Consider the following 18,355-nt stretch of genomic DNA (forward strand, 5'->3'; position numbering starts at 1 on the left):
ATTATCAGTTGCTTTCGCTTTTACTGGCGAACCATCTTGCACTTTATCTGCTGGAATCGTCGCTTTACCAGTTGCTGACTCTACCGCAACATCCGGGTTGTTTGAAGTCCAGTTGCCGTCTTCACCTTTAGTCAAGGTTGCTGTTTTCGGTGTGCCCGCTTCATCGGTGTAGCTCACTTCTACAGACTTGGTATCCGCATCTGCCGGAGGAGTCACTTCTACTGAACCGTTGTCTTTCGCTTCAACAGTCGGTTTGGCCGGTGCAGTGGTATCAGGATTATTACCTGCATTCGCTGTACCTTCTTCACCTGCATTACCCGCAGTGTCCGTTGCTTTCGCAGTCACTGGAGAGCCATCTTTCACTTTATCTGCTGGGATGGTTGCTTTACCGGTCGCTGGGTCTACCGCAACATCTGGGTTGTTTGAAGTCCAGTTGCCGTCTTCACCTTTGGTTAAGGTTGCTGTTTTCGGTGTGCCCGCTTCATCTGTGTAGCCCACTTCTACAGACTTGGTATCCGCATCTGCCGAAGGAGTCACTTCCACTGAACCGTTGTCTTTTGCTTCAACAGTCGGTTTGGCCGGTGCAGTCGTGTCAGGATTATTACCTGCATTCGCTGTACCTTCTTCACCTGTGTTACCTGCGGTGTCAGTCGCTTTCGCAGTCACCGGAGAGCCATCTTTCACTTTATCTGCTGGGATGGTTGCTTTGCCGGTCGCTGGGTCTACCGCAACATCTGGATTATTTGAAGTCCAGTTGCCATCTTCACCTTTGGTTAAGGTTGCTGTTTTCGGTGTGCCCGCTTCATCTGTGTAGCCCACTTCTACAGATTTGGTATCCGCATCTGCAGGAGGAGTCACTTCCACTGAGCCGTTGTCTTTCGCTTCAACAGTCGGTTTAGCCGGTGCAGTCGTGTCAGGAGCCGCAGCGTTATTGCCTGCGTTGGCTTTAACTGGGGTGCTTTCGTTACCAGACGGATCTTTCGCCTGTGCAGTTACTTCAGAACCATCTTTCACTTTGTCTTGTGGAATAGTGGTGCTGTCTTTGCCTGCTTCAACGCTTGGTACTGTTTCAGGTTTGTCTGAAGTCCAACTGCCGTCTGCCTGTTTGGTCAAGGTCACTTTTTCTGGGGTGTCAGAACCTTCAGGGGTAACTGTCACTTCTACAGTATCACCTGCTTGGGCATCGCCAGGCACTTTCACAGCCACTGAGCCATCGGTAGTTGATGGGGTCACTTCCGGTGCGCTTGGTGCAGTCGTATCAGGATTATTACCTGCATTCGCTGTACCTTCTTCACCTGCATTACCCGCAGTGTCCGTTGCTTTCGCAGTCACTGGAGAGCCATCTTTCACTTTATCTGCTGGGATGGTTGCTTTGCCAGTCGCTGGGTCTACCGCAACATCTGGGTTGTTTGAAGTCCAGTTGCCATCTTCACCTTTGGTTAATGTAGCAGTTTTCGGTGTGCCTGTTTCATCGGTGTAGCCCACTTCTACAGACTTGGTATCCGCATCTGCCGGAGGAGTCACTTCTACTGAACCGTTGTCTTTTGCTTCAACAGTCGGTTTAGCCGGTGCAGTCGTATCAGGAGCCGCAGCGTTATTGCCTGCGTTGGCTTTAACTGGGGTGCTTTCGTTACCAGATGGATCTTTCGCCTGTGCAGTTACTTCAGAACCATCTTTCACTTTGTCTTGTGGAATAGTGGTGCTGTCTTTGCCTGCTTCAACGCTTGGCACTGTTTCAGGTTTGTCTGATGTCCAGCTGCCGTCTGCCTGTTTGGTCAAGGTCACTTTTTCTGGGGTGTCAGAACCTTCAGGGGTGACTGTCACTTCTACAGTATCACCTGCTTGGGCATCGCCAGGCACTTTCACAGCCACTGAGCCATCGGTAGTTGATGGGGTCACTTCCGGTGCGCTTGGTGCAGTCGTGTCAGGAGCCGCAGCGTTATTGCCTGCGTTGGCTTTAACTGGGGTGCTTTCGTTACCAGACGGATCTTTCGCCTGTGCAGTTACTTCAGAACCATCTTTCACTTTGTCTTGTGGAATAGTGGTGCTGTCTTTACCTGCTTCAACGCTTGGCACTGTTTCAGGTTTGTCTGATGTCCAGCTGCCGTCTGCCTGTTTGGTCAAGGTCACTTTTTCTGGGGTGTCAGAACCTTCAGGGGTAACTGTCACTTCTACAGTATCACCTACTTGGGCATCGCCAGGCACTTTCACAGCCACTGAGCCATCGGTAGTTGATGGGGTCACTTCCGGTGCGCTTGGTGCAGTCGTGTCAGGATTATTACCTGCATTCACTGTACCTTCTTCACCTGCATTACCCGCAGTGTCCGTTGCTTTCGCAGTCACTGGAGAACCATCTTTCACTTTATCTGCTGTGATGGTTGCTTTGCCAGTCGCTGGGTCTACTGCAACATCTGGGTTGTTTGAAGTCCAGTTGCCATTTTCACCTTTAGTTAAGGTTGCTGTTTTCGCTGTGCCCGCTTCATCTGTGTAGCCCACTTCTACAGACTTGGTATCCGCGTCTGCTGGAGGAGTCACTTCTACTGAGCCGTTGTCTTTTGCTTCAACAGTCGGTTTGGCCGGTGCAGTCGTGTCAGGAGCCGCAGCGTTATTGCCTGCGTTGGCTTTAACTGGGGTGCTTTCGTTACCAGACGGATCTTTCGCCTGTGCAGTTACTTCAGAACCATCTTTCACTTTGTCTTGTGGAATAGTGGTGCTGTCTTTGCCTGCTTCAACGCTTGGTACTGTTTCAGGTTTGTCTGAAGTCCAGCTGCCATCCGGCTGTTTAGTTAAGGTCACTTTTTCTGGGGTGTCAGAACCTTCAGGGGTGACTGTCACTTCTACAGTATCACCTACTTGGGCATCACTTGGCACTTTCACAGCCACTGAGCCATCAGTGGTAGATGGGGTCACTTCCGGTGCGCTTGGTGCAGTCGTGTCAGGATTATTACCTGCATTCGCTGTACCTTCTTCACCTGCATTACCCGCAGTGTCCGTTGCTTTCGCAGTCACTGGAGAGCCATCTTTCACTTTATCTGCCGGGATGGTTGCTTTGCCAGTCGCTGGGTCTACCGCAACATCTGGGTTGTTTGAAGTCCAGTTGCCATTTTCACCTTTAGTTAAGGTAGCAGTTTTCGGTGTATCCGCTTCATCGGTGTATCTCACTTCTACAGACTTGGTATCCGCATCTGCAGGAGGTGTCACTTCCACTGAACCGTTGTCTTTCGCTTCAACAGTCGGTTTAGCCGGTGCGGTCGTGTCTGTGCCGCCAGATGCCTTTCCACTATCATTTGCAGCAGCAATAATGCCGCCTACTGCTACCACTCCAGCTGCAACCCACAGCCAATTAGGATTAAATGCCCAAAATGGTGTAGCTACGCTATTACCACCTAACGCCTGTGGAGCAAATACTTCTTCTGCCAATAAGGTAACTGCATCACTTTCAACACCGCTTTGCGGTACATAGGCATAGTATTGTCCGTTTTCTGCCTTACCCAAAAGTAATTCGGTATTGTTGCTCTCGTAATAGCCTTCCAGTACCAAATCGGATTCTTGATTAATGTCGGTGCCTTCAAATGCAATGTGAAGGTCGTTACCAATGCGTTTGGTATCGATAGTTTCAGGAGCGTACTGGGTATTGTCATCAACCAATTCGTAGTTCACATTTGGTTGAGCTTTGATGATGACTTTTTTATTTGCTGCATTCAATTTGACGGTTTCAACAGTTTCGTTGCCACTATTGATTTTTACGCTGATATTCTTTGACATGGATTTTCCCTTTTAAATTTGTTTAGTTGGCCGCGCAGGCTGTTTCGTTAATGCGTGAAATTGTGTGGGCTTGATGCTTGAGTTTCTTTAATGCTTCTTGTGCTGTTGCTGCATCAACCTCTTTGATTTGAGGCACTGAAACGTTTGTTGCATCAATTTGGTAATAATGTACCGATTGTTCTGTTAGATTTACGTTGAGTTTTGTTGTAGGTTTGGCTGCCACGTATTGGGCCTCCAAAGTTGCAGGCTTCGCGCAAATTTCTGTCTTTGCAAAACCACCTACTTGGAGAGATGACAGGTATTCACCATTGACTTTGATATTGACCGCCGTTGGGTTTACGCCCGTATCGACACGATAGAAAACCAATCCGGCTTGATTTACTTGCGGTTTAATTTGAGATGAGTGGTTGTCAAAGTTTGACCATCTGTTGTTACTTAATGTACAGGCAGACAGTACGGATACAGCTAAGGCTGCTGCAAGCGTCAGTTTTAAAAGTTGCATCATTTACATTCCTCGCAATTAAGCAATTAAATAGAATGGACATAAATCCACCCTCTGTTTTAGATATCATATGCAAATTACTTAACATAAAATTTCAGCTTTACTTTACCATAACCTTCAATCACGCAACTCGCATATACCATTATTATATCTACCATTTGTAATAAAAATAACATGCTTATAAAAACTTTATAAATAGTAACTTGGATTTTATATTTAATCAGCATTTACAAAAAATTTCATTAGTAAACAAACTTTATTTCACACATTTAACTAATATATTAAAAAAAATATAATTATTTGAAATTTAATGTAATTTAAGAAAATCTAACTAACTGAGAAAAATAATTACCTTATTTATTATTAATATATTTATAAAGATAATTAAGATTATATTGTAAAGAAACTTTTACAATAGACTTGAAATCTAAATATCCAATTTTCCAATATTTCTCTTAAAACAACAGCATAAAACTATAAACTATGATTTCCTGATAGCCTCATTACTGGCGAAACATCATCTAAAACCATCCCTTGCTTAAACTCCAAACGTAAAAAAACCTGCTTTTTTCAAAGCAGGTTTTCATATTTGGTGGGTCGTGAGCGATTCGAACGCTCGACCAACGGATTAAAAGTCCGCTGCTCTACCGACTGAGCTAACGACCCGATAAGCTGTGCATTATAGAGATGGGTCGCACAGCTGTCAACACCTTTTTTAAACTTTTTTATTCGACGACGATTTTCGGGAAGCGGCTGCTGAAGTCTTTGCCTTTATCGGCAATGGCCAGCGCGATTTGGAATGCGGCTTCGGTGTAGATGTCGGCGATGGTTTGGTTGTTTTCAAACAAGGCCGAAGATGTGCCGCTGTCCATGGCTTCGCGTACAGGCAGGCTCAACGGGAGCTGGCCGAGCAACGGTACGTTCAAACGCTCTGCCAAGTTTTTACCGCCTTCTGCGCCAAAGATTGCTTCGGCATGGCCGCAGTTGGTGCAAATATGGACAGACATGTTTTCCAAAACGCCCAAAATCGGGATATTGACTTTGTTGAACATATCCACGGCTTTGCGTGCATCAATCAGGGCGATGTCTTGCGGCGTGGTGACGACAACGGAGCCGGTCACAGGGATTTTTTGCGACAGGGTCAATTGGATATCGCCGGTACCGGGCGGCAGGTCGATGAAAAGATAATCGACATTGTCCCACTCGCTTTGGAACATAAGCTGTTGCAAGGCTTGGCTGACCATCGGGCCGCGCCAAACGACGGCTTGGTCGGTATCAACCAGAAAACCGATGGACATCACTTGAATGCCGCTTTCGGCTTCAACAGGAATGAGTTTTTTGTTTTGTTGATCGGGTTTGCGGTCTTGTACGCCGAGCATGGTGGGCTGGCTTGGGCCGTACAGGTCGGCATCGAGTACGCCGACGCGCGCGCCCATTCTGGCCATTGCGGTGGCAAGGTTGGCTGTGGTCGTTGATTTGCCGACGCCGCCTTTGCCCGATGCAACGGCGATGATGTTTTTCACGCCTTTGATGGTTGCTACGCCGGGTTGAACTTTATGCGTACCGATTTCGGTATTGATACTCAAGTGAATATGAGTATCGCCGGTATGCGAAATGACGGCTTCTTGAACGGCGTTGGCAATGTCTGCGGCAATATGGGCAACTGGGAACGCGAATTTCAGGCCGATATGCAGGCCGTCTGAATGCTCTTCCAGAAGCGAAACGGCTTTTTCGCTGCCCAAAGTGCGCATTGTGGTGGGAATCAACACGGCATCGAGTGCGGTTCGGATGGCTGGGATATTCATAATCTGCCTCTTGAATGTGGGAAATTGTTTATGTGCGCGATTTGTCGTGCGACAAATCTGCCGAATTATACCCTTGAACGCCATGCAAGGGATACGCCCGAAAAACTTCAGGCTGCCTGAAACATCGGGCAGCCTGAAAAAAGGGTCAACTGAAACGCGGCCTTATTCGCTCAAGAGCGCAATGTCGGCAACTGCGTTCATTTGTTCTGCCAAGCGGTTCAACAGGTTCAAACGGTTTTGTTTCACGGCGGCATCTTCGGCCATTACCATCACGCCGTCGAAGAAGGCATCGACTTGCGGTTTGACGGAAGCCAGCTCGGACAAAGCAGTTTGGAAATTGCCTTCGGCAACGGCGGCGGAGATTTTCGGCTGCAAACCTTGTGCGGCGGCATACAGGGCTTTTTCTTCGTCTTGTTGCAACAGGCTTTCGTTAACCGCGCCCAACTCGGCATCGGCTTTTTTCAGCAGGTTTTGCACGCGTTTGTTGGCTGCGGCCAGTGCAGCGGCTTCGGGCAGCTGTTTGAACGCGGCAACGGCCTGCAGTTTGGCCACTACGTCGTCCAAACGGCGCGGCTGTTTCGCCAATACGGCGGCAACGATGTCTTGCGGATAATCGTTTTGCAATAACACGGCCAAACGCGCCTGCATGAAGTCGGCGGTTTCAGACGGCGTTTTCTCGTTGAGCAAACCTTGCGGGAAGCTGTTGAAGGCCGTCTGAATCAGTTCGTTTACGTCCAAACCGTACTGCATCAGCATACGCAAAATACCCAATGCGGAGCGGCGCAGGGCATATGGGTCTTTGTCGCCAGTCGGAATCAGGCCAATACCCCAAATGCCGACCAAGGTTTCCAGTTTGTCGGCCAAAGCAACGGCGGTTGCCACTTTGCCGTTCGGCAGGTTGTCGCCGGCAAAACGCGGTTGGTAGTGCTGCTCGATGGCTTCGGCGATTTCTTCGGTTTCGCCGTCCAAGCGGGCATAGTATTTGCCCATGGTGCCTTGCAGTTCGGGGAACTCGCCGACCATTTCGGTTACCAAGTCGGCTTTGGCCAAACGTGCGGCGCGCTCGGCTGCGGCGGCATCCGCGCCCAATGCTTTGGCGATATGGGCGGCAATGCTTTGCAGACGTTCGATGCGCTCGGCTTGCGAACCGATTTTGTTGTGGTAAACCACGCTGGACAATTTCGGCAGGCGGCTTTCCAAAGTCGCTTTTTGGTCTTGTTTGTAGAAGAACTCGGCATCAGACAGGCGCGCGCGCAAAACGCGTTCGTTGCCTTGAATGATGTGCGATGGATCTTCGGTTTGCAGGTTGGATACCAGCAGGAAGCGGTTCATCAGTTTGCCGTTTTGATCGAGCAGCGGGAAATATTTTTGGTTTTGCTGCATGGTCAGAATCAGGCATTCTTGAGGCACGGCGAGGAAGTGTTCTTCAAAACCGGCTTCCAATACCACAGGCCATTCGACCAATGCGGTCACTTCGTCCAACAAGGCTTCATCGGCGGCAACGGTCGCGTTCAGACGGCCTGCCTGCTCGTTCAAGGCCGTCTGAATGGCGGCTTTGCGTTCGGCAAACGATGCTTCTACTTTGCCTTGCTCGCGCATTTGTGCGGCGTAGCTGTCGGCGTTTTCGATGGCGATTTCGCCGCTGGAGAGGAAGCGGTGACCCAGTGTTTTGTTGCCGCTTTGCAGGCCCAAAACGCTGACGTTTACGATGTCGCCGCCGTGCAGCACGATCAGGCTGTGTACAGGGCGCACGAAGGTAAATGTGCTGCTGCCCCAACGCATGACTTTAGGAATCGGCAGTTTTTTCACTGCGGCATTGATGATGTCTTCCAAGAGCTCGCTCAGCGGTTTGCCGGTTTGGACGTATTCGTAGGCGTACACGTCTTGCTTGCCGTCGTTGATGACGGTCAGGTCTTCGATTTTCGCACCCGCACCACGCGCAAAACCTTCCAAAGCCTTAGTCGGCGCACCGTCTTTCATGGCATTTGCCACGGCCGGGCCTTTTTTCACGATTTTTTGATCGGCTTGAACGGCTTTCACGTTTTTGACTTGAACGGCCAAACGGCGCGGAGAAGCGTAGGCAGTATATTCGGCTGCGCCGTCAATCAGTTGCGCTTTTTCCAAGCCTTCGGCAACGGAAGCGGCAAAATGGTTGCCCAGATTATTGAGGGCTTTTGGCGGGAGTTCTTCAGTGAGAAGTTCGATTAAAAGGGTTTGGGTTGTCATGTGCTTATCGTTAAATAGGAAATTGGTTTGGCGTCTGAAAACGGCATCATGCGGTTTTCAGACGCAAGGTTAATTGAATTGACGGCGATTTTATCATTTTCAGACGGCCTGTGGCTGTCTTTCACAAACAATTTGCCCGATTTTCAAGCAACTTCGTCCGCAACGGCTTCAATTCGCAGCGCGGATATACGGCAAACCGCTGGTTTCGTCGTATTCGGGAATGTCGCTTCCGGCAAACAGCGCACCGGCCAAACGCACGGCCGCGCCAGTCACGGCCGGGGAGATCATAAAGCCGTGGCGGAACAGGCCGTTAACTTCAATCAGGCGGCGTTCGCGGTTGAAGCGGATTTCGGGATTGTGGTGGTTTAAAGTCGGGCGCAGGCCGGTGGCCAGTTCCAAAAGATTCGCCTCGCCAAAGGCCGGATGCACGGCATACAGCGCAGACAAAAGTTCCAAACCGGAACGCACGCTGGCCGGCGCTTGGCTTTCGCTTTCGATTTGGGTCGCACCAATCACAAAAATATGGTTTTCCTTCGGCGCGATATACAAAGGATAGCGCGGATGCAGCAGGCGCACGGGGCGGGACAGCTCGATTTCAGGGGCGTAAACGCGTGCCACTTCGCCGCGAACGCCGCGCAACACGCTTTCAGACGGCCTGTTCCACGCTGCTTTTGCGCCATAACCTCGGCAGTCGATGACCCAATCGTATTGCACCGCCAAATCTTCGACTTCGCGTTCGCACGACCAATGACACGCTACATTCATTGATTCCAAAGCATCGGCAAGCGCATTCAATACCTGCCGTCCGTCCAACTGCCCTTCTGTCGGCAGATACAGGCCGTCTGAAAACCGTCCTGCCAGTTGCGGCTCGTTTGCTGCGATTTCATCCGCGTTCCAACGTATGGTTTCATGTTCCGCCACGCCGCCACGCTTCAAATGACGGGCAAACTCGGCAGAAAGCGGCTTATCCTGCGTGTGCCAAACAATCAGGCTGCCGTTTTCCTGCATCATCACCGGCGTATTCAGACGGCCGACAATCGCGCGCCAAAGCGCAATGCTTTGTTTGCCCAAACGGATGACTTCGGGCGTTGCTTCCACCGCTTCGGCAGACGGCGCCAACATGGCCGCAGCAACATAAGCAGCGGCTTGTTCGCCGTTGCGTTCACCTTTCTCAAACAACTCGACCGAAATGCCCTGCTCTGCCAGCTGGAACGCCATCAGACGGCCCGACAGACCGCCGCCGAGTACAGCAATCTTAGACATTAGTTTCTCCTTGTTTTTAATATGAAAATGAACTGCATATTTTAGAACTTGTTTTGCTTTATCACAATATCGACAGAAAATGAGAACAGTTTTTGAAGATTATGCTCAAGCTGAATCAGTAATACATAAACAAAAATCTTCCCTCAAGCTGCCAATCTGCTTTTATAAAAATATCTTCCTTACATAAAACCTACTATTTGAAGTGAGTGTGTTGCGACGGCAAATCAAATTATATTGACGCGTTAAATACGCCCGCCTGTTTATCCGAACTTCACTTCTGCTCCGAATACTTCCTGCCACAGTTTTCGCACATTGCCATAATGGGTCAGCAATTCGTCCGTCACTTCGGTTTTTTTGGCATCGCGCAGTTTGGTGTTGTGTTGCTGCTGGCGGTAGAAGCGATAGGCGGTGCGGCTTTGTTCGGCGAGGGTTTTGTCGATGAGGCCGCAGTCGGCAGCGATGTTCAACAGGGCGATGTTGCCGTAGTTGTCGAGAAGTTGCGGATATTTTCGGGCATGGGCAAGTATCAGATATTGGACGATAAATTCGACATCGACCACGCCGCCGCGCGCGTATTTGACGTTGCTATCGGCAGGCGGGTGGGTGGGGAACATTTTTTCGCGCATTTCGATGATTTCGCCTGCTAAAACGGTTTGGTCGCGTTCGGCAGTCAGCATCTCAGTACGGATACGATCGAAGGCCGTCTGAACATCAGGCGTACCGCAGATAAAACGGGCGCGGGTAAGGGATTGGTGTTCCCATGTCCAGGCGTTTTCGCGCTGGTATTTTTCGAAGGCGGCAATGCTGTGGGCGAGGAAACCTGCATCGCCATTGGGGCGCAGGCGCAGGTCGGTTTCGTAGAGGCTGCCTGCGCCGGTGGCGGCGGAAAGCCAGTTGGTCAGGCGGCGGGCGAGGCGGCTATACACGTCGCCTGCATCGGGATGCGGATCGTCATAAAGATAGACCAAGTCGAGATCGGAGGAATAGCTGAGCTCTTTGCCGCCCAGTTTGCCGTAACCGATGATGGCAAATTGCGGCGTGTCGCGATGTTTTTTGGGCATATCCGCCCACGCGCATGACACGGCGGAGGCGAGGATGGTGTCGGCAAGGGCGGAGAGCTGGTCGGAAAGTGATTCTACCGTCCACAGTCCGGCAAGGTCTTGAACGGCGAGGCGGAAGACTTGGGCGTGTTGGAAATGGCGCAATGTGTCCATTTGTGCTTCAGTGTCGCCGCCGCAGGCTTTGAGGTCGTTTGAAAGTGAGGTTGCGAGTGCCGGCCAGTCAAACGCGGTATCCAAAAGCTGGGCGCTGATGAGTTCGTCCAGCAGAATCGGGTATTTGCTCAGATACGCCGCCACCCATGAGCTTTGGCTCATAATCTGTGCCAGCTGCGCCAAGGTTTGCGGATGTTCGTTGAGGAAGGCGAGATAGGCGGAGCGGCGGCTGATGTTTTCGAGGAAGTCAAACAGCCGCATTAATGTGTCGGTCGGGTTGGGTTGCGCTGCCGCCGCCTGTACCAACAACGGCACAATGGCGTCAAAACGCGGCTGGGCGTGTGCGGAAAGGTGGCGGTATTTATGGCCGTTGCGGATTTGATCGAGCCGTGTGGCGATGGTTTCGGCATCAAACCCATATTCTTTCAGACGGCCTAGCCGTTCTTCTTCGTCGGGTTTTTCCTGCCATGCCCATTGCCATTCGCTGTTGTCTTGCGTTTGTTCTTCGGGTTCGCTCAAAATTTCGTTGAACAACTGATTGACTTTGTTCCGATGAACATTGAGGCCGTCTGAAAAGGCGGCATAGCTGTCGAAACCCATGCTTTCGGCGAGCAGTTGTTGCTGTTCGGGCAAGGTCGGCAGGGTTTGGGTTTGCTGGTCGTCCCAGTATTGCAGGCGGTGTTCGACGTCGCGCAGGAAGCGGTAGGCGGCAAGCAGGGTTTCGACGTTTTCAGACGGCATGATGCCCAGCTCGGCAAGTTTCTTCAGCGTTTCCTGCGTGCCTTTCAGTTGCAGCGCGCGCATTTGGCCACCGCGTATCATCTGGAAAATTTGGGCGATAAATTCGACTTCGCGGATGCCGCCCGCGCCGAGTTTGATGTTGTCCGCCATGCCTTTTTTGCTGACTTCGCTACGGATTTGGCGGTGCAGGTTGCGCATTGCTTCATATGCGCTGTAATCCAGATATTTGCGGAACACAAAGGGGCGCACCAACGCTTTGATGTCGTTCGGATACGGCGTGACCACGCGGCCTTTGCACCACGCATAGCGTTCCCATTCGCGCCCCTGCGTAATCAAATATTGCTCCAGCGCGGTTTCGCTCAATACCAGCGCGCCTGAATCGCCGTCCGGCCGCAGCCGCATATCGACGCGGAACACCTGCCCGTCGGCGGTAATGTCGTTCAACAATGCAATCAGTTTCTGCCCGACTTTGGTGAAAAACTCCTGATTGCCCCGTTCGCGCCTGCCGTCGGTGTCGCCAGACTCGGGATAGATGAAAATCAAATCGATGTCAGAAGACACGTTCAACTCATAGCCGCCCGCCTTGCCCATCGCCACCACGCTCAAATGCTGCGGCAATTTCGTATAACGCCCTATAGGCGTGCCGTACATATCCCGATAATAGGCGTAGGAAAAGTCCAACGCGGTATTGACGGCAAAATCGGCAAACAGCGTAATCGTGCGGGTTACTTCGTTCAAATCGCTGATGCGGTTGATATCGCGCACGATAATCTGCGACACGACATAACGGCGCAACTCGCGCAACTGCCGCGCCAATTCTTCCTCGTTTTCTTCCGCGCGGATTTTGTCCCAGTCGGCAAAGGCTTGGAAATCAGCTTCGGTTAAAACTTTGTCCAACATAGGCAGAAAGATTTCGGGCTTGAGTTTGCCGGAATCAAGGTTGCGGGCGAGAAAAAGGGAATAACGGCGGGCAGTATCGAGGCGGTTCATAATCTTTGCCTGAATAAACAGAAAAGACCATCATAGCAAGGTTTCAGGCCGTCTGAAACCCACGCTTTCCCCTATCCGTGCAATCGGCTAAAATACCAACTTTTGCAACCCCACATAAGGAAACCGCCATGACCCGTATGGTTCACTGCGTCAAACTCGGCAAAGAAGCCGAAGGCATGAAATTTCCGCCGCTGCCCAACGAATTGGGCAAACGCATTTTTGAAAACGTTTCCCAAGAAGCATGGACGGCTTGGACCCGTCACCAAACCATGCTGATCAACGAAAACCGCTTAAGCCTTGCCGATCCGCGCGCACGCGAATACCTCGCCCAGCAGATGGAACAATACTTCTTCGGCGACGGAGCAGATGCCGTACAAGGCTATGTTCCGCAAGAGCCTAAATAAGCATTGAAAAGCCAAGGCCGTCTGAAACCCGATTTTCAGACGGCCTTTAAAATTCCCGATTGCCCCGCATATTAGGCAAATAGAACAGATAAATCATACAAACCCATGATTCTCTGTTAAAATCCAAATTTCATTCATTTCAATCCACACTGGAGCAAACGCCATGCAAAACGACGTTTACGACTATACCTCGCAAGGCTCGGTTGCCAAAAATACCGTCCTGCAAAAAACCTACCGCCTGCTCGGCCTGTCTTTCATTCCTGCCATTGCCGGCGCGTTCTTTTCCGTCAAAACAGGCTTTAACATTTTCTCCATATTTAGTTCGTATTGGATTGCCCTGGCCGCATTCTTTGGCTTCTTCTACGGCATGATATTCCTGATTGAAAAAAACCGTTACAGCAACGTCGGCGTAGCACTGTTGATGATCTTCACTTTCGGCATGGGTGTTACCATTAGCCCTATGCTGCAATACGCCCTGGCGATTAACAACGGCGCACAAATCGTCGGTACGGCCGCCGCCATGACTGCTGGCATATTCTTCACCATGTCCGCCATAGCACGCCGCACCACAATGAACATGAACAAACTCGGCAGCTTCCTCGGTACCGGTGCGATCGTGCTCATGATTGCCGTTGTAGCCAACATCTTCCTCAACATCCCTGCCCTGAGCCTGACCATCGCGGCCGGCTTCGTTGTCTTCAGTTCCCTGATGATTATGTGGCAGGTGCGTACCGTTATCGACGGCGGCGAAGACAGCCACATCAGCGCAGCGCTGACCATCTTCATCTCTATCTACAACATTTTCAGCGAACTCTTAAGAATCCTCATCGCTCTCAGCGGTGACGATTGATAAAACCGCAAAGGCCGTCTGAAATTTCAGACGGCCTTTTTGATTTTTGACATCACCGGCAAACTCCCCTATCCTGAACGCCACACAAACCCCATTCCCAATCCAAAATGACCACGACCACTCCGCGCCGTGCCGTGTACGCAGGCAGCTTCGACCCTCCCACCCTTGGCCACCTGTGGATGATACAGGAAGCCCAATCCCTCTTTGACGAACTCATCGTCGCCATCGGCACCAATCCCGAAAAACGCAGCACCTACACCATAGAAGAACGCCGCGCCATGCTCGATGCCATTACCTACCCCTTCCCCAACGTCCGCATCAGCGTGTTTGAAAACCGCTTTTTGGTCGATTACGCCCGCGAAGCCAACGCCAATTTCATCGTCCGCGGCATCCGTTCCGCCGCCGACTACGAATACGAACGCTCGATGCGCTACATCAACAGCGACATCGCCCCCGAAATCTCCACCGTCTTCCTGATGCCGCCGCGCGAAATAGCCGAAGTGTCCTCCACCATGGTCAAAGGCTTGGTCGGCCCACAAGGCTGGCGCGACATGATAGGTCGCTACCTCCCCGACCCCGTCTATCAAAAAATCCTGCAAGACCACGAAACAAACACATAAAACAAAGGCCGTCTGAACATTTCAGACGGCCTTCCAATTTTCATTGATTATTTACGGGCAGACGTCAACGCCTGCAGGTTTTGATTCAACGTTTCCATGTCCAACCAACCGGCGGCAATAAACAGCATCAAAATCACCGTACCCACACACAGCACGCCGATACCATACAACAGATAGCCCACCAAAACACGGCCTAGCGTCGCATTTCCCATCCACATCAAACCGCGTACCTGCACCACAAAAACCCAAGCCTGCCATAACAGCGCAAACGCAGCCAACGCCGGCACATACAACACCAGCAACAGCGGCAGCAGCAAAGCCTCAGACACCAAAATAAAGCCCCACAAAGGCAGCCGGGGCGCACCGTAATAATGCAGCACCTTACGCATCGAGCGGCTCAACACCAACCATTTCACAATCACCAAAATCACCGACAGGCACACCGCCGCCGCGCCACTGCCAAACAAAGGCGACATGCTGGCCGCGTTCACGACACCCAACAGCAGCAACACCGCCGCCATCACCAAAGGCGAATACAAATACGTCTCCGGCGAACGATAGCGCAAACGCAAAACATCCCACATATCACGAACAAACACATACAGCATGGCATAAATCCAAAGCAAAAAAGCCGATTGTATCTTAGGCCGTCTGAAAATCAAACCGGCAAACCTAAAAACCGCCAATTAAAACGAAAAATAATTCAATACAAAACAAAATCTTAATTTACCGCCTCAAAAATAAAGCCTACAAATACTTGCACAAGGAAACGAAATTTGGTTTAATTCACATCTCGCAACGAAACACGCGAAGGCCAGATAGCTCAGTTGGTAGAGCAACGGATTGAAAATCCGTGTGTCGGCGGTTCGATTCCGCCTCTGGCCACCACAAACCGCCTTGAAGCGGTTATTTTTTTATCTATACGATTTGAACGTATGCTTTAAGCGCAAATCCCGTTCCAGACCATGCGTCCCGATTTCCACACAAGGCCGTCTGAAAAATTTCAGACGGCCATTGTTCATGTTGGCATGGCATAAAAATCCGCTTCACCGCCCCATTCCGACAGAATACGGCGCTTCCATCCAAATCGGCTGAAACCTACGCGAACATACTGAATATGAATAAAGTTCAAGGCAGGTCGGTTTACTATATAATACCGTCCAAACCAACCATAACTTACTCATTGCAGGGAAGATAATGAAAAAAGTGCTGATTGTACATTACTCGCAAACGGGGCAGCTCTCCAGCCTGGCTCGAAATTTTGCCGCACCGTTGCAAACAGCCGGGATACAGGTCGATTGCATCAATATCGTACCGGAGCAGGCATTTCCGTTTCCGTGGCCGTTTTGGCGTTTTTTCGATACCTTTCCTGAAACCGTCCATTTAAAACCCGCCCCGATTCTGCCGCCGCAAATTCCATCCGAAGATTACGATGTGGTGGTCATTGCCTATACCGTTTGGTTCCTCTCTCCTTCGCAACCGATGACCGCCTTTTTGCAACGCGAAGAAACGCGCCGCCTGCTGGACGGCAAACCGGTCATCACGCTTATTGGCTGCCGCAATATGTGGCTGGGCGCGCAGGAAAAAATGAAATCTTTGCTGAAACAAAACGGCGCCAAACTCATCGGCAACATCGTAAAAATCGATGACTGCAACAGCGCGGCAAGTTTCATTACCACGCCCGCATGGATGCTGACCGGTGACAAACGCTATTTCCGCTCCCTGCCCTCTGCCGGCATTGCTGAAGAAGAATTGGCGGATGCGGCGCGGTTTGGTACGAAATTGTGCGATACACTATTGAACCAACAGCCTTTGGACGAAACCCTGTTTCAAAACATGGGCGCGGTGACAGTCAATGAAAAACTGATTTTCAGCGAACGCGCCGCCGGCCGCAGCTTCTTCGTCTGGGGCAGGCTTTTGATGGCGGCAGGCCGTATTTCTCCGCTCTTGCGCCGTGCCTTGTTGTGCTTCTACATCGTCTTTTTATTGGCGATGATTTTGGTAGTTTTACCCATCAGTGTAATTTTGAAAAAACTGCTGCATCCGCTGCTCAAAGGCCGTCTGAAAAAGCTGGCGGATTATTATGAACAACCGTCAGGCAGATAATCTGTTTCAGACGGCCTCAAACCAGGAATCCATCATGCCCAAAGTTATCCACTACCCCGAACGCCGTCGCTTTCAAATCGACATTGACGGTTTGGAAGCAGGCTATATCAGCTATACCGAACATAACGGCGGCTGGGACGTAAACCATACCGTGGTCTCGCCCAACTTCCGTCATCGCGGCATTGCCAAACTACTGGTGAGCGCGCTGATGGAATACGCCGAAACACACCACATCCCGTTGACTGCAAGCTGCGACTACGTGGCGCGGTTTATCGGTTGATTATTTTGACAACCACATCATGACATCGAATAACACACTCAAAGACGTTTATCTCAACCGCGTTTCTGCCTTCTTGCCCAATGCCCCTGTCGGCAATGACGAAATGGAAGCCGTCCTCGGCATGGCAGGCGATGTGCCGTCACGCGTGCGCCGTATGATTTTGCGTTCCAACGGCATTTTGTCGCGCCATTACGCCATCGATCCTGAAAGCCGCCGCACGACGCACACCAATGCCGAATTGGCTGCCGAAGCGGTCAACGGCCTGTTTGCCCAAGGCGTTCCTGCAGAAGCAATCGGCAGTCTGGCCTGCGCCACCTCCTACCCTGACCAAACCATGCCCGGACACGGTGTGATGGTGCATGGTTTGCTGGATATGCCGCCTTGCGAAGTGTTCAGCATGGCAGGCGTATGCGCGGCAGGTATGGCGGCAATGAAACACGCTTACAACGCCGTGCGTACCGGCGAACATGCACATGCGCTTTCCGTTGCTTCCGAAAACGCCTCGGCGGTCATGCGCGGCGAAGTATTTCAAAGTGAAACCGACCATAAAAAACTGGAAAACGCATCCCCCGAAATCGGGTTTGAAAAAGACTTTTTGCGCTGGATGCTGTCTGACGGCGCAGGCGCGGTGTATCTGTCCGACCGCCCCAATTCAGACGGCCTCAGCCTGAAAATCCATTGGATAGACCTGCTTTCCTACGCCAACGAAATGCCGCCCTGCATGTATGCCGGCGCAGAATTCCGCGACGGCGTATTTGAAGGTTGGAAACACGCCGATGCCGATTACGGCCGCCGCCACAGCCTGATGGCGGTCAAGCAGGACGTCAAACTGCTGAACGAAAACATCGTCCGCTATACAGTGGAAAAACCCCTCTCCCAAATCGCCGCCAAACACGGCATCCGTGCCGAAGAAATCGATTGGTTCCTGCCCCACTACTCTTCCGGCTTTTTCCGCGACCGCCTTTCAGACGGCCTGAAAAACATCGGCTTCGACATTCCGCAGGAAAAATGGTTTACCAATCTGCACAGCAAGGGCAATACGGGTTCGGCCTCGATTTACATCATCCTTGAAGAATTTATGCGCACCTTTCCTATCGAACACGGCCAAAAAATCCTGTGTTACGTTCCGGAAAGCGGCCGTTTTTCAACATGTTTCATGCTTTTGGAAGCAGTAAAGGCCGTCTGAATGAAGATTGACGACATCCCTCAAGACAACAGTGCCAGCTACCACGGCCACCGCAAAGTCATCTACGGCACCCGAGACGGCCACTACGAAGCGGCCACCAGCAACGGTTGGCAGGACGAAGCCTACGCCACCGAAATGGCGGTGTGCGAACTCGATGCCCAAACGCAGGCCGCGCGCGAAGCCGTCGAAAAAGGCGAATATTCGCCGCTGTACTACCATATGTTCCGCTGTCGTTATGATGAAACCGGCTTGGCCATGGCGACAGGCGTATGGAAATGGCAGCTTCATCGGCATTTCCGCCCCGAAGTGTTCGCCAAACTACCGGCCAAAACCTTGCAAAAATACGCCGATGCCTGCCAAATCAGCATAGACGGCCTCAAACAAACCGATATTTAAAGCCCCT

The 18,355-nt window shown here is 51.2% G+C and carries 14 protein-coding genes, 2 tRNA genes and 1 pseudogene; 9 read left to right on the forward strand and 8 right to left on the reverse strand.

The window, feature by feature from the left end:
* The 7 genes and pseudogenes from ACTHRE_RS09960 to glnE form a co-directional block, all read right to left on the reverse strand.
* Positions 1–3,765, reverse strand: a pseudogene (locus ACTHRE_RS09960) (hypothetical protein); the annotation flags it as partial.
* A gap of 22 nt (positions 3,766–3,787) precedes the next feature.
* Positions 3,788–4,270, reverse strand: a complete 483-nt coding sequence (locus ACTHRE_RS09965; protein ID WP_377073315.1) for a hypothetical protein — start codon at positions 4,268–4,270, stop codon at positions 3,788–3,790.
* Between the two features lie 587 nt (positions 4,271–4,857).
* A tRNA-Lys gene (locus tag ACTHRE_RS09970) sits at positions 4,858–4,933 on the reverse strand.
* A gap of 59 nt (positions 4,934–4,992) precedes the next feature.
* Positions 4,993–6,072 (reverse strand): iron-sulfur cluster carrier protein ApbC, encoded by a 1,080-nt coding sequence (gene apbC / locus ACTHRE_RS09975; RefSeq protein WP_296186908.1) that lies wholly within the window; start codon positions 6,070–6,072, stop codon positions 4,993–4,995.
* 162 nt (positions 6,073–6,234) lie between these two features.
* Positions 6,235–8,298 (reverse strand): glycine--tRNA ligase subunit beta, encoded by a 2,064-nt coding sequence (gene glyS, locus ACTHRE_RS09980; RefSeq protein WP_440345056.1) that lies wholly within the window; start codon positions 8,296–8,298, stop codon positions 6,235–6,237.
* Positions 8,299–8,466: 168 nt separating this feature from the next.
* The gene (locus tag ACTHRE_RS09985) at positions 8,467–9,561 is read right to left on the reverse strand and encodes an FAD-dependent oxidoreductase (protein ID WP_440345055.1); all 1,095 of its coding nucleotides are present in this window, start codon (positions 9,559–9,561) and stop codon (positions 8,467–8,469) included.
* Positions 9,562–9,821: 260 nt separating this feature from the next.
* The gene (glnE, locus tag ACTHRE_RS09990) at positions 9,822–12,506 is read right to left on the reverse strand and encodes a bifunctional [glutamate--ammonia ligase]-adenylyl-L-tyrosine phosphorylase/[glutamate--ammonia-ligase] adenylyltransferase (protein WP_440345054.1); all 2,685 of its coding nucleotides are present in this window, start codon (positions 12,504–12,506) and stop codon (positions 9,822–9,824) included.
* A 128-nt stretch (positions 12,507–12,634) separates the two neighbouring features.
* Between glnE and ACTHRE_RS09995 the strand changes: the two genes are divergently transcribed.
* The 3 genes from ACTHRE_RS09995 to coaD all read left to right on the forward strand — a co-directional run bounded on the left by ACTHRE_RS09995 (position 12,635) and on the right by coaD (position 14,380).
* Positions 12,635–12,910 carry an oxidative damage protection protein gene (locus ACTHRE_RS09995; RefSeq protein ID WP_039861863.1) on the forward strand — a complete coding sequence of 92 codons (276 nt, stop codon included), beginning with the start codon at positions 12,635–12,637 and terminating at the stop codon, positions 12,908–12,910.
* Positions 12,911–13,073: 163 nt separating this feature from the next.
* Positions 13,074–13,760, forward strand: a complete 687-nt coding sequence (locus ACTHRE_RS10000; RefSeq protein WP_315039487.1) for a Bax inhibitor-1 family protein — start codon at positions 13,074–13,076, stop codon at positions 13,758–13,760.
* 107 nt (positions 13,761–13,867) lie between these two features.
* Positions 13,868–14,380 (forward strand): pantetheine-phosphate adenylyltransferase, encoded by a 513-nt coding sequence (gene coaD, locus ACTHRE_RS10005; protein WP_377073323.1) that lies wholly within the window; start codon positions 13,868–13,870, stop codon positions 14,378–14,380.
* 47 nt (positions 14,381–14,427) lie between these two features.
* Here the strand turns inward: coaD and ACTHRE_RS10010 are convergent, their stop codons facing one another.
* Positions 14,428–14,988, reverse strand: a complete 561-nt coding sequence (locus tag ACTHRE_RS10010) for a hypothetical protein (RefSeq protein ID WP_070459658.1) — start codon at positions 14,986–14,988, stop codon at positions 14,428–14,430.
* 204 nt (positions 14,989–15,192) lie between these two features.
* Between ACTHRE_RS10010 and ACTHRE_RS10015 the strand changes: the two genes are divergently transcribed.
* The 6 genes from ACTHRE_RS10015 to ACTHRE_RS10040 all read left to right on the forward strand — a co-directional run bounded on the left by ACTHRE_RS10015 (position 15,193) and on the right by ACTHRE_RS10040 (position 18,348).
* Positions 15,193–15,268, forward strand: a tRNA-Phe gene (locus tag ACTHRE_RS10015).
* 9 nt (positions 15,269–15,277) lie between these two features.
* Positions 15,278–15,475 (forward strand): hypothetical protein, encoded by a 198-nt coding sequence (locus ACTHRE_RS10020; protein ID WP_141756644.1) that lies wholly within the window; start codon positions 15,278–15,280, stop codon positions 15,473–15,475.
* Between the two features lie 102 nt (positions 15,476–15,577).
* Positions 15,578–16,486, forward strand: a complete 909-nt coding sequence (locus tag ACTHRE_RS10025; RefSeq protein ID WP_377073325.1) for a dialkylrecorsinol condensing enzyme — start codon at positions 15,578–15,580, stop codon at positions 16,484–16,486.
* A gap of 34 nt (positions 16,487–16,520) precedes the next feature.
* Entirely contained in the window at positions 16,521–16,766 is a 246-nt protein-coding gene (locus ACTHRE_RS10030; RefSeq protein WP_377073326.1) for a GNAT family N-acetyltransferase, read from the forward strand.
* Positions 16,767–16,785: 19 nt separating this feature from the next.
* On the forward strand, positions 16,786–17,952 hold the full coding sequence (locus ACTHRE_RS10035) for a beta-ketoacyl-ACP synthase III (protein WP_377073328.1): 1,167 nt from the start codon (positions 16,786–16,788) through the stop codon (positions 17,950–17,952).
* Positions 17,953–18,348, forward strand: coding sequence for a hypothetical protein (locus ACTHRE_RS10040; protein WP_377073330.1), 396 nt, complete (start codon positions 17,953–17,955; stop codon positions 18,346–18,348).
* Positions 18,349–18,355: the final 7 nt, after the last annotated feature.

The organism is Neisseria sp. P0001.S007 (assembly GCF_051963655.1).
GTDB classification, from domain to species: Bacteria; Pseudomonadota; Gammaproteobacteria; order Burkholderiales; family Neisseriaceae; genus Neisseria; species Neisseria subflava_A.

What these genes read in the sequence shown, in the direction of transcription:
- coaD (WP_377073323.1), top strand. Translation starts at nt 13,868, where the DNA reads ATGACCACGACCACTCCGCGCCGTGCCGTGTACGCAGGCAGCTTCGAC.
- ACTHRE_RS10035 (WP_377073328.1), top strand. Translation starts at nt 16,786, where the DNA reads ATGACATCGAATAACACACTCAAAGACGTTTATCTCAACCGCGTTTCT.
- ACTHRE_RS10030 (WP_377073326.1), top strand. Translation starts at nt 16,521, where the DNA reads ATGCCCAAAGTTATCCACTACCCCGAACGCCGTCGCTTTCAAATCGAC.
- ACTHRE_RS10010 (WP_070459658.1), bottom strand. Translation starts at nt 14,988, where the DNA reads ATGCTGTATGTGTTTGTTCGTGATATGTGGGATGTTTTGCGTTTGCGC.
- ACTHRE_RS09985 (WP_440345055.1), bottom strand. Translation starts at nt 9,561, where the DNA reads ATGTCTAAGATTGCTGTACTCGGCGGCGGTCTGTCGGGCCGTCTGATG.
- ACTHRE_RS10040 (WP_377073330.1), top strand. Translation starts at nt 17,953, where the DNA reads ATGAAGATTGACGACATCCCTCAAGACAACAGTGCCAGCTACCACGGC.
- ACTHRE_RS10025 (WP_377073325.1), top strand. Translation starts at nt 15,578, where the DNA reads ATGAAAAAAGTGCTGATTGTACATTACTCGCAAACGGGGCAGCTCTCC.
- ACTHRE_RS09995 (WP_039861863.1), top strand. Translation starts at nt 12,635, where the DNA reads ATGACCCGTATGGTTCACTGCGTCAAACTCGGCAAAGAAGCCGAAGGC.
- glnE (WP_440345054.1), bottom strand. Translation starts at nt 12,506, where the DNA reads ATGAACCGCCTCGATACTGCCCGCCGTTATTCCCTTTTTCTCGCCCGC.
- glyS (WP_440345056.1), bottom strand. Translation starts at nt 8,298, where the DNA reads ATGACAACCCAAACCCTTTTAATCGAACTTCTCACTGAAGAACTCCCG.
- apbC (WP_296186908.1), bottom strand. Translation starts at nt 6,072, where the DNA reads ATGAATATCCCAGCCATCCGAACCGCACTCGATGCCGTGTTGATTCCC.
- ACTHRE_RS10000 (WP_315039487.1), top strand. Translation starts at nt 13,074, where the DNA reads ATGCAAAACGACGTTTACGACTATACCTCGCAAGGCTCGGTTGCCAAA.
- ACTHRE_RS09965 (WP_377073315.1), bottom strand. Translation starts at nt 4,270, where the DNA reads ATGATGCAACTTTTAAAACTGACGCTTGCAGCAGCCTTAGCTGTATCC.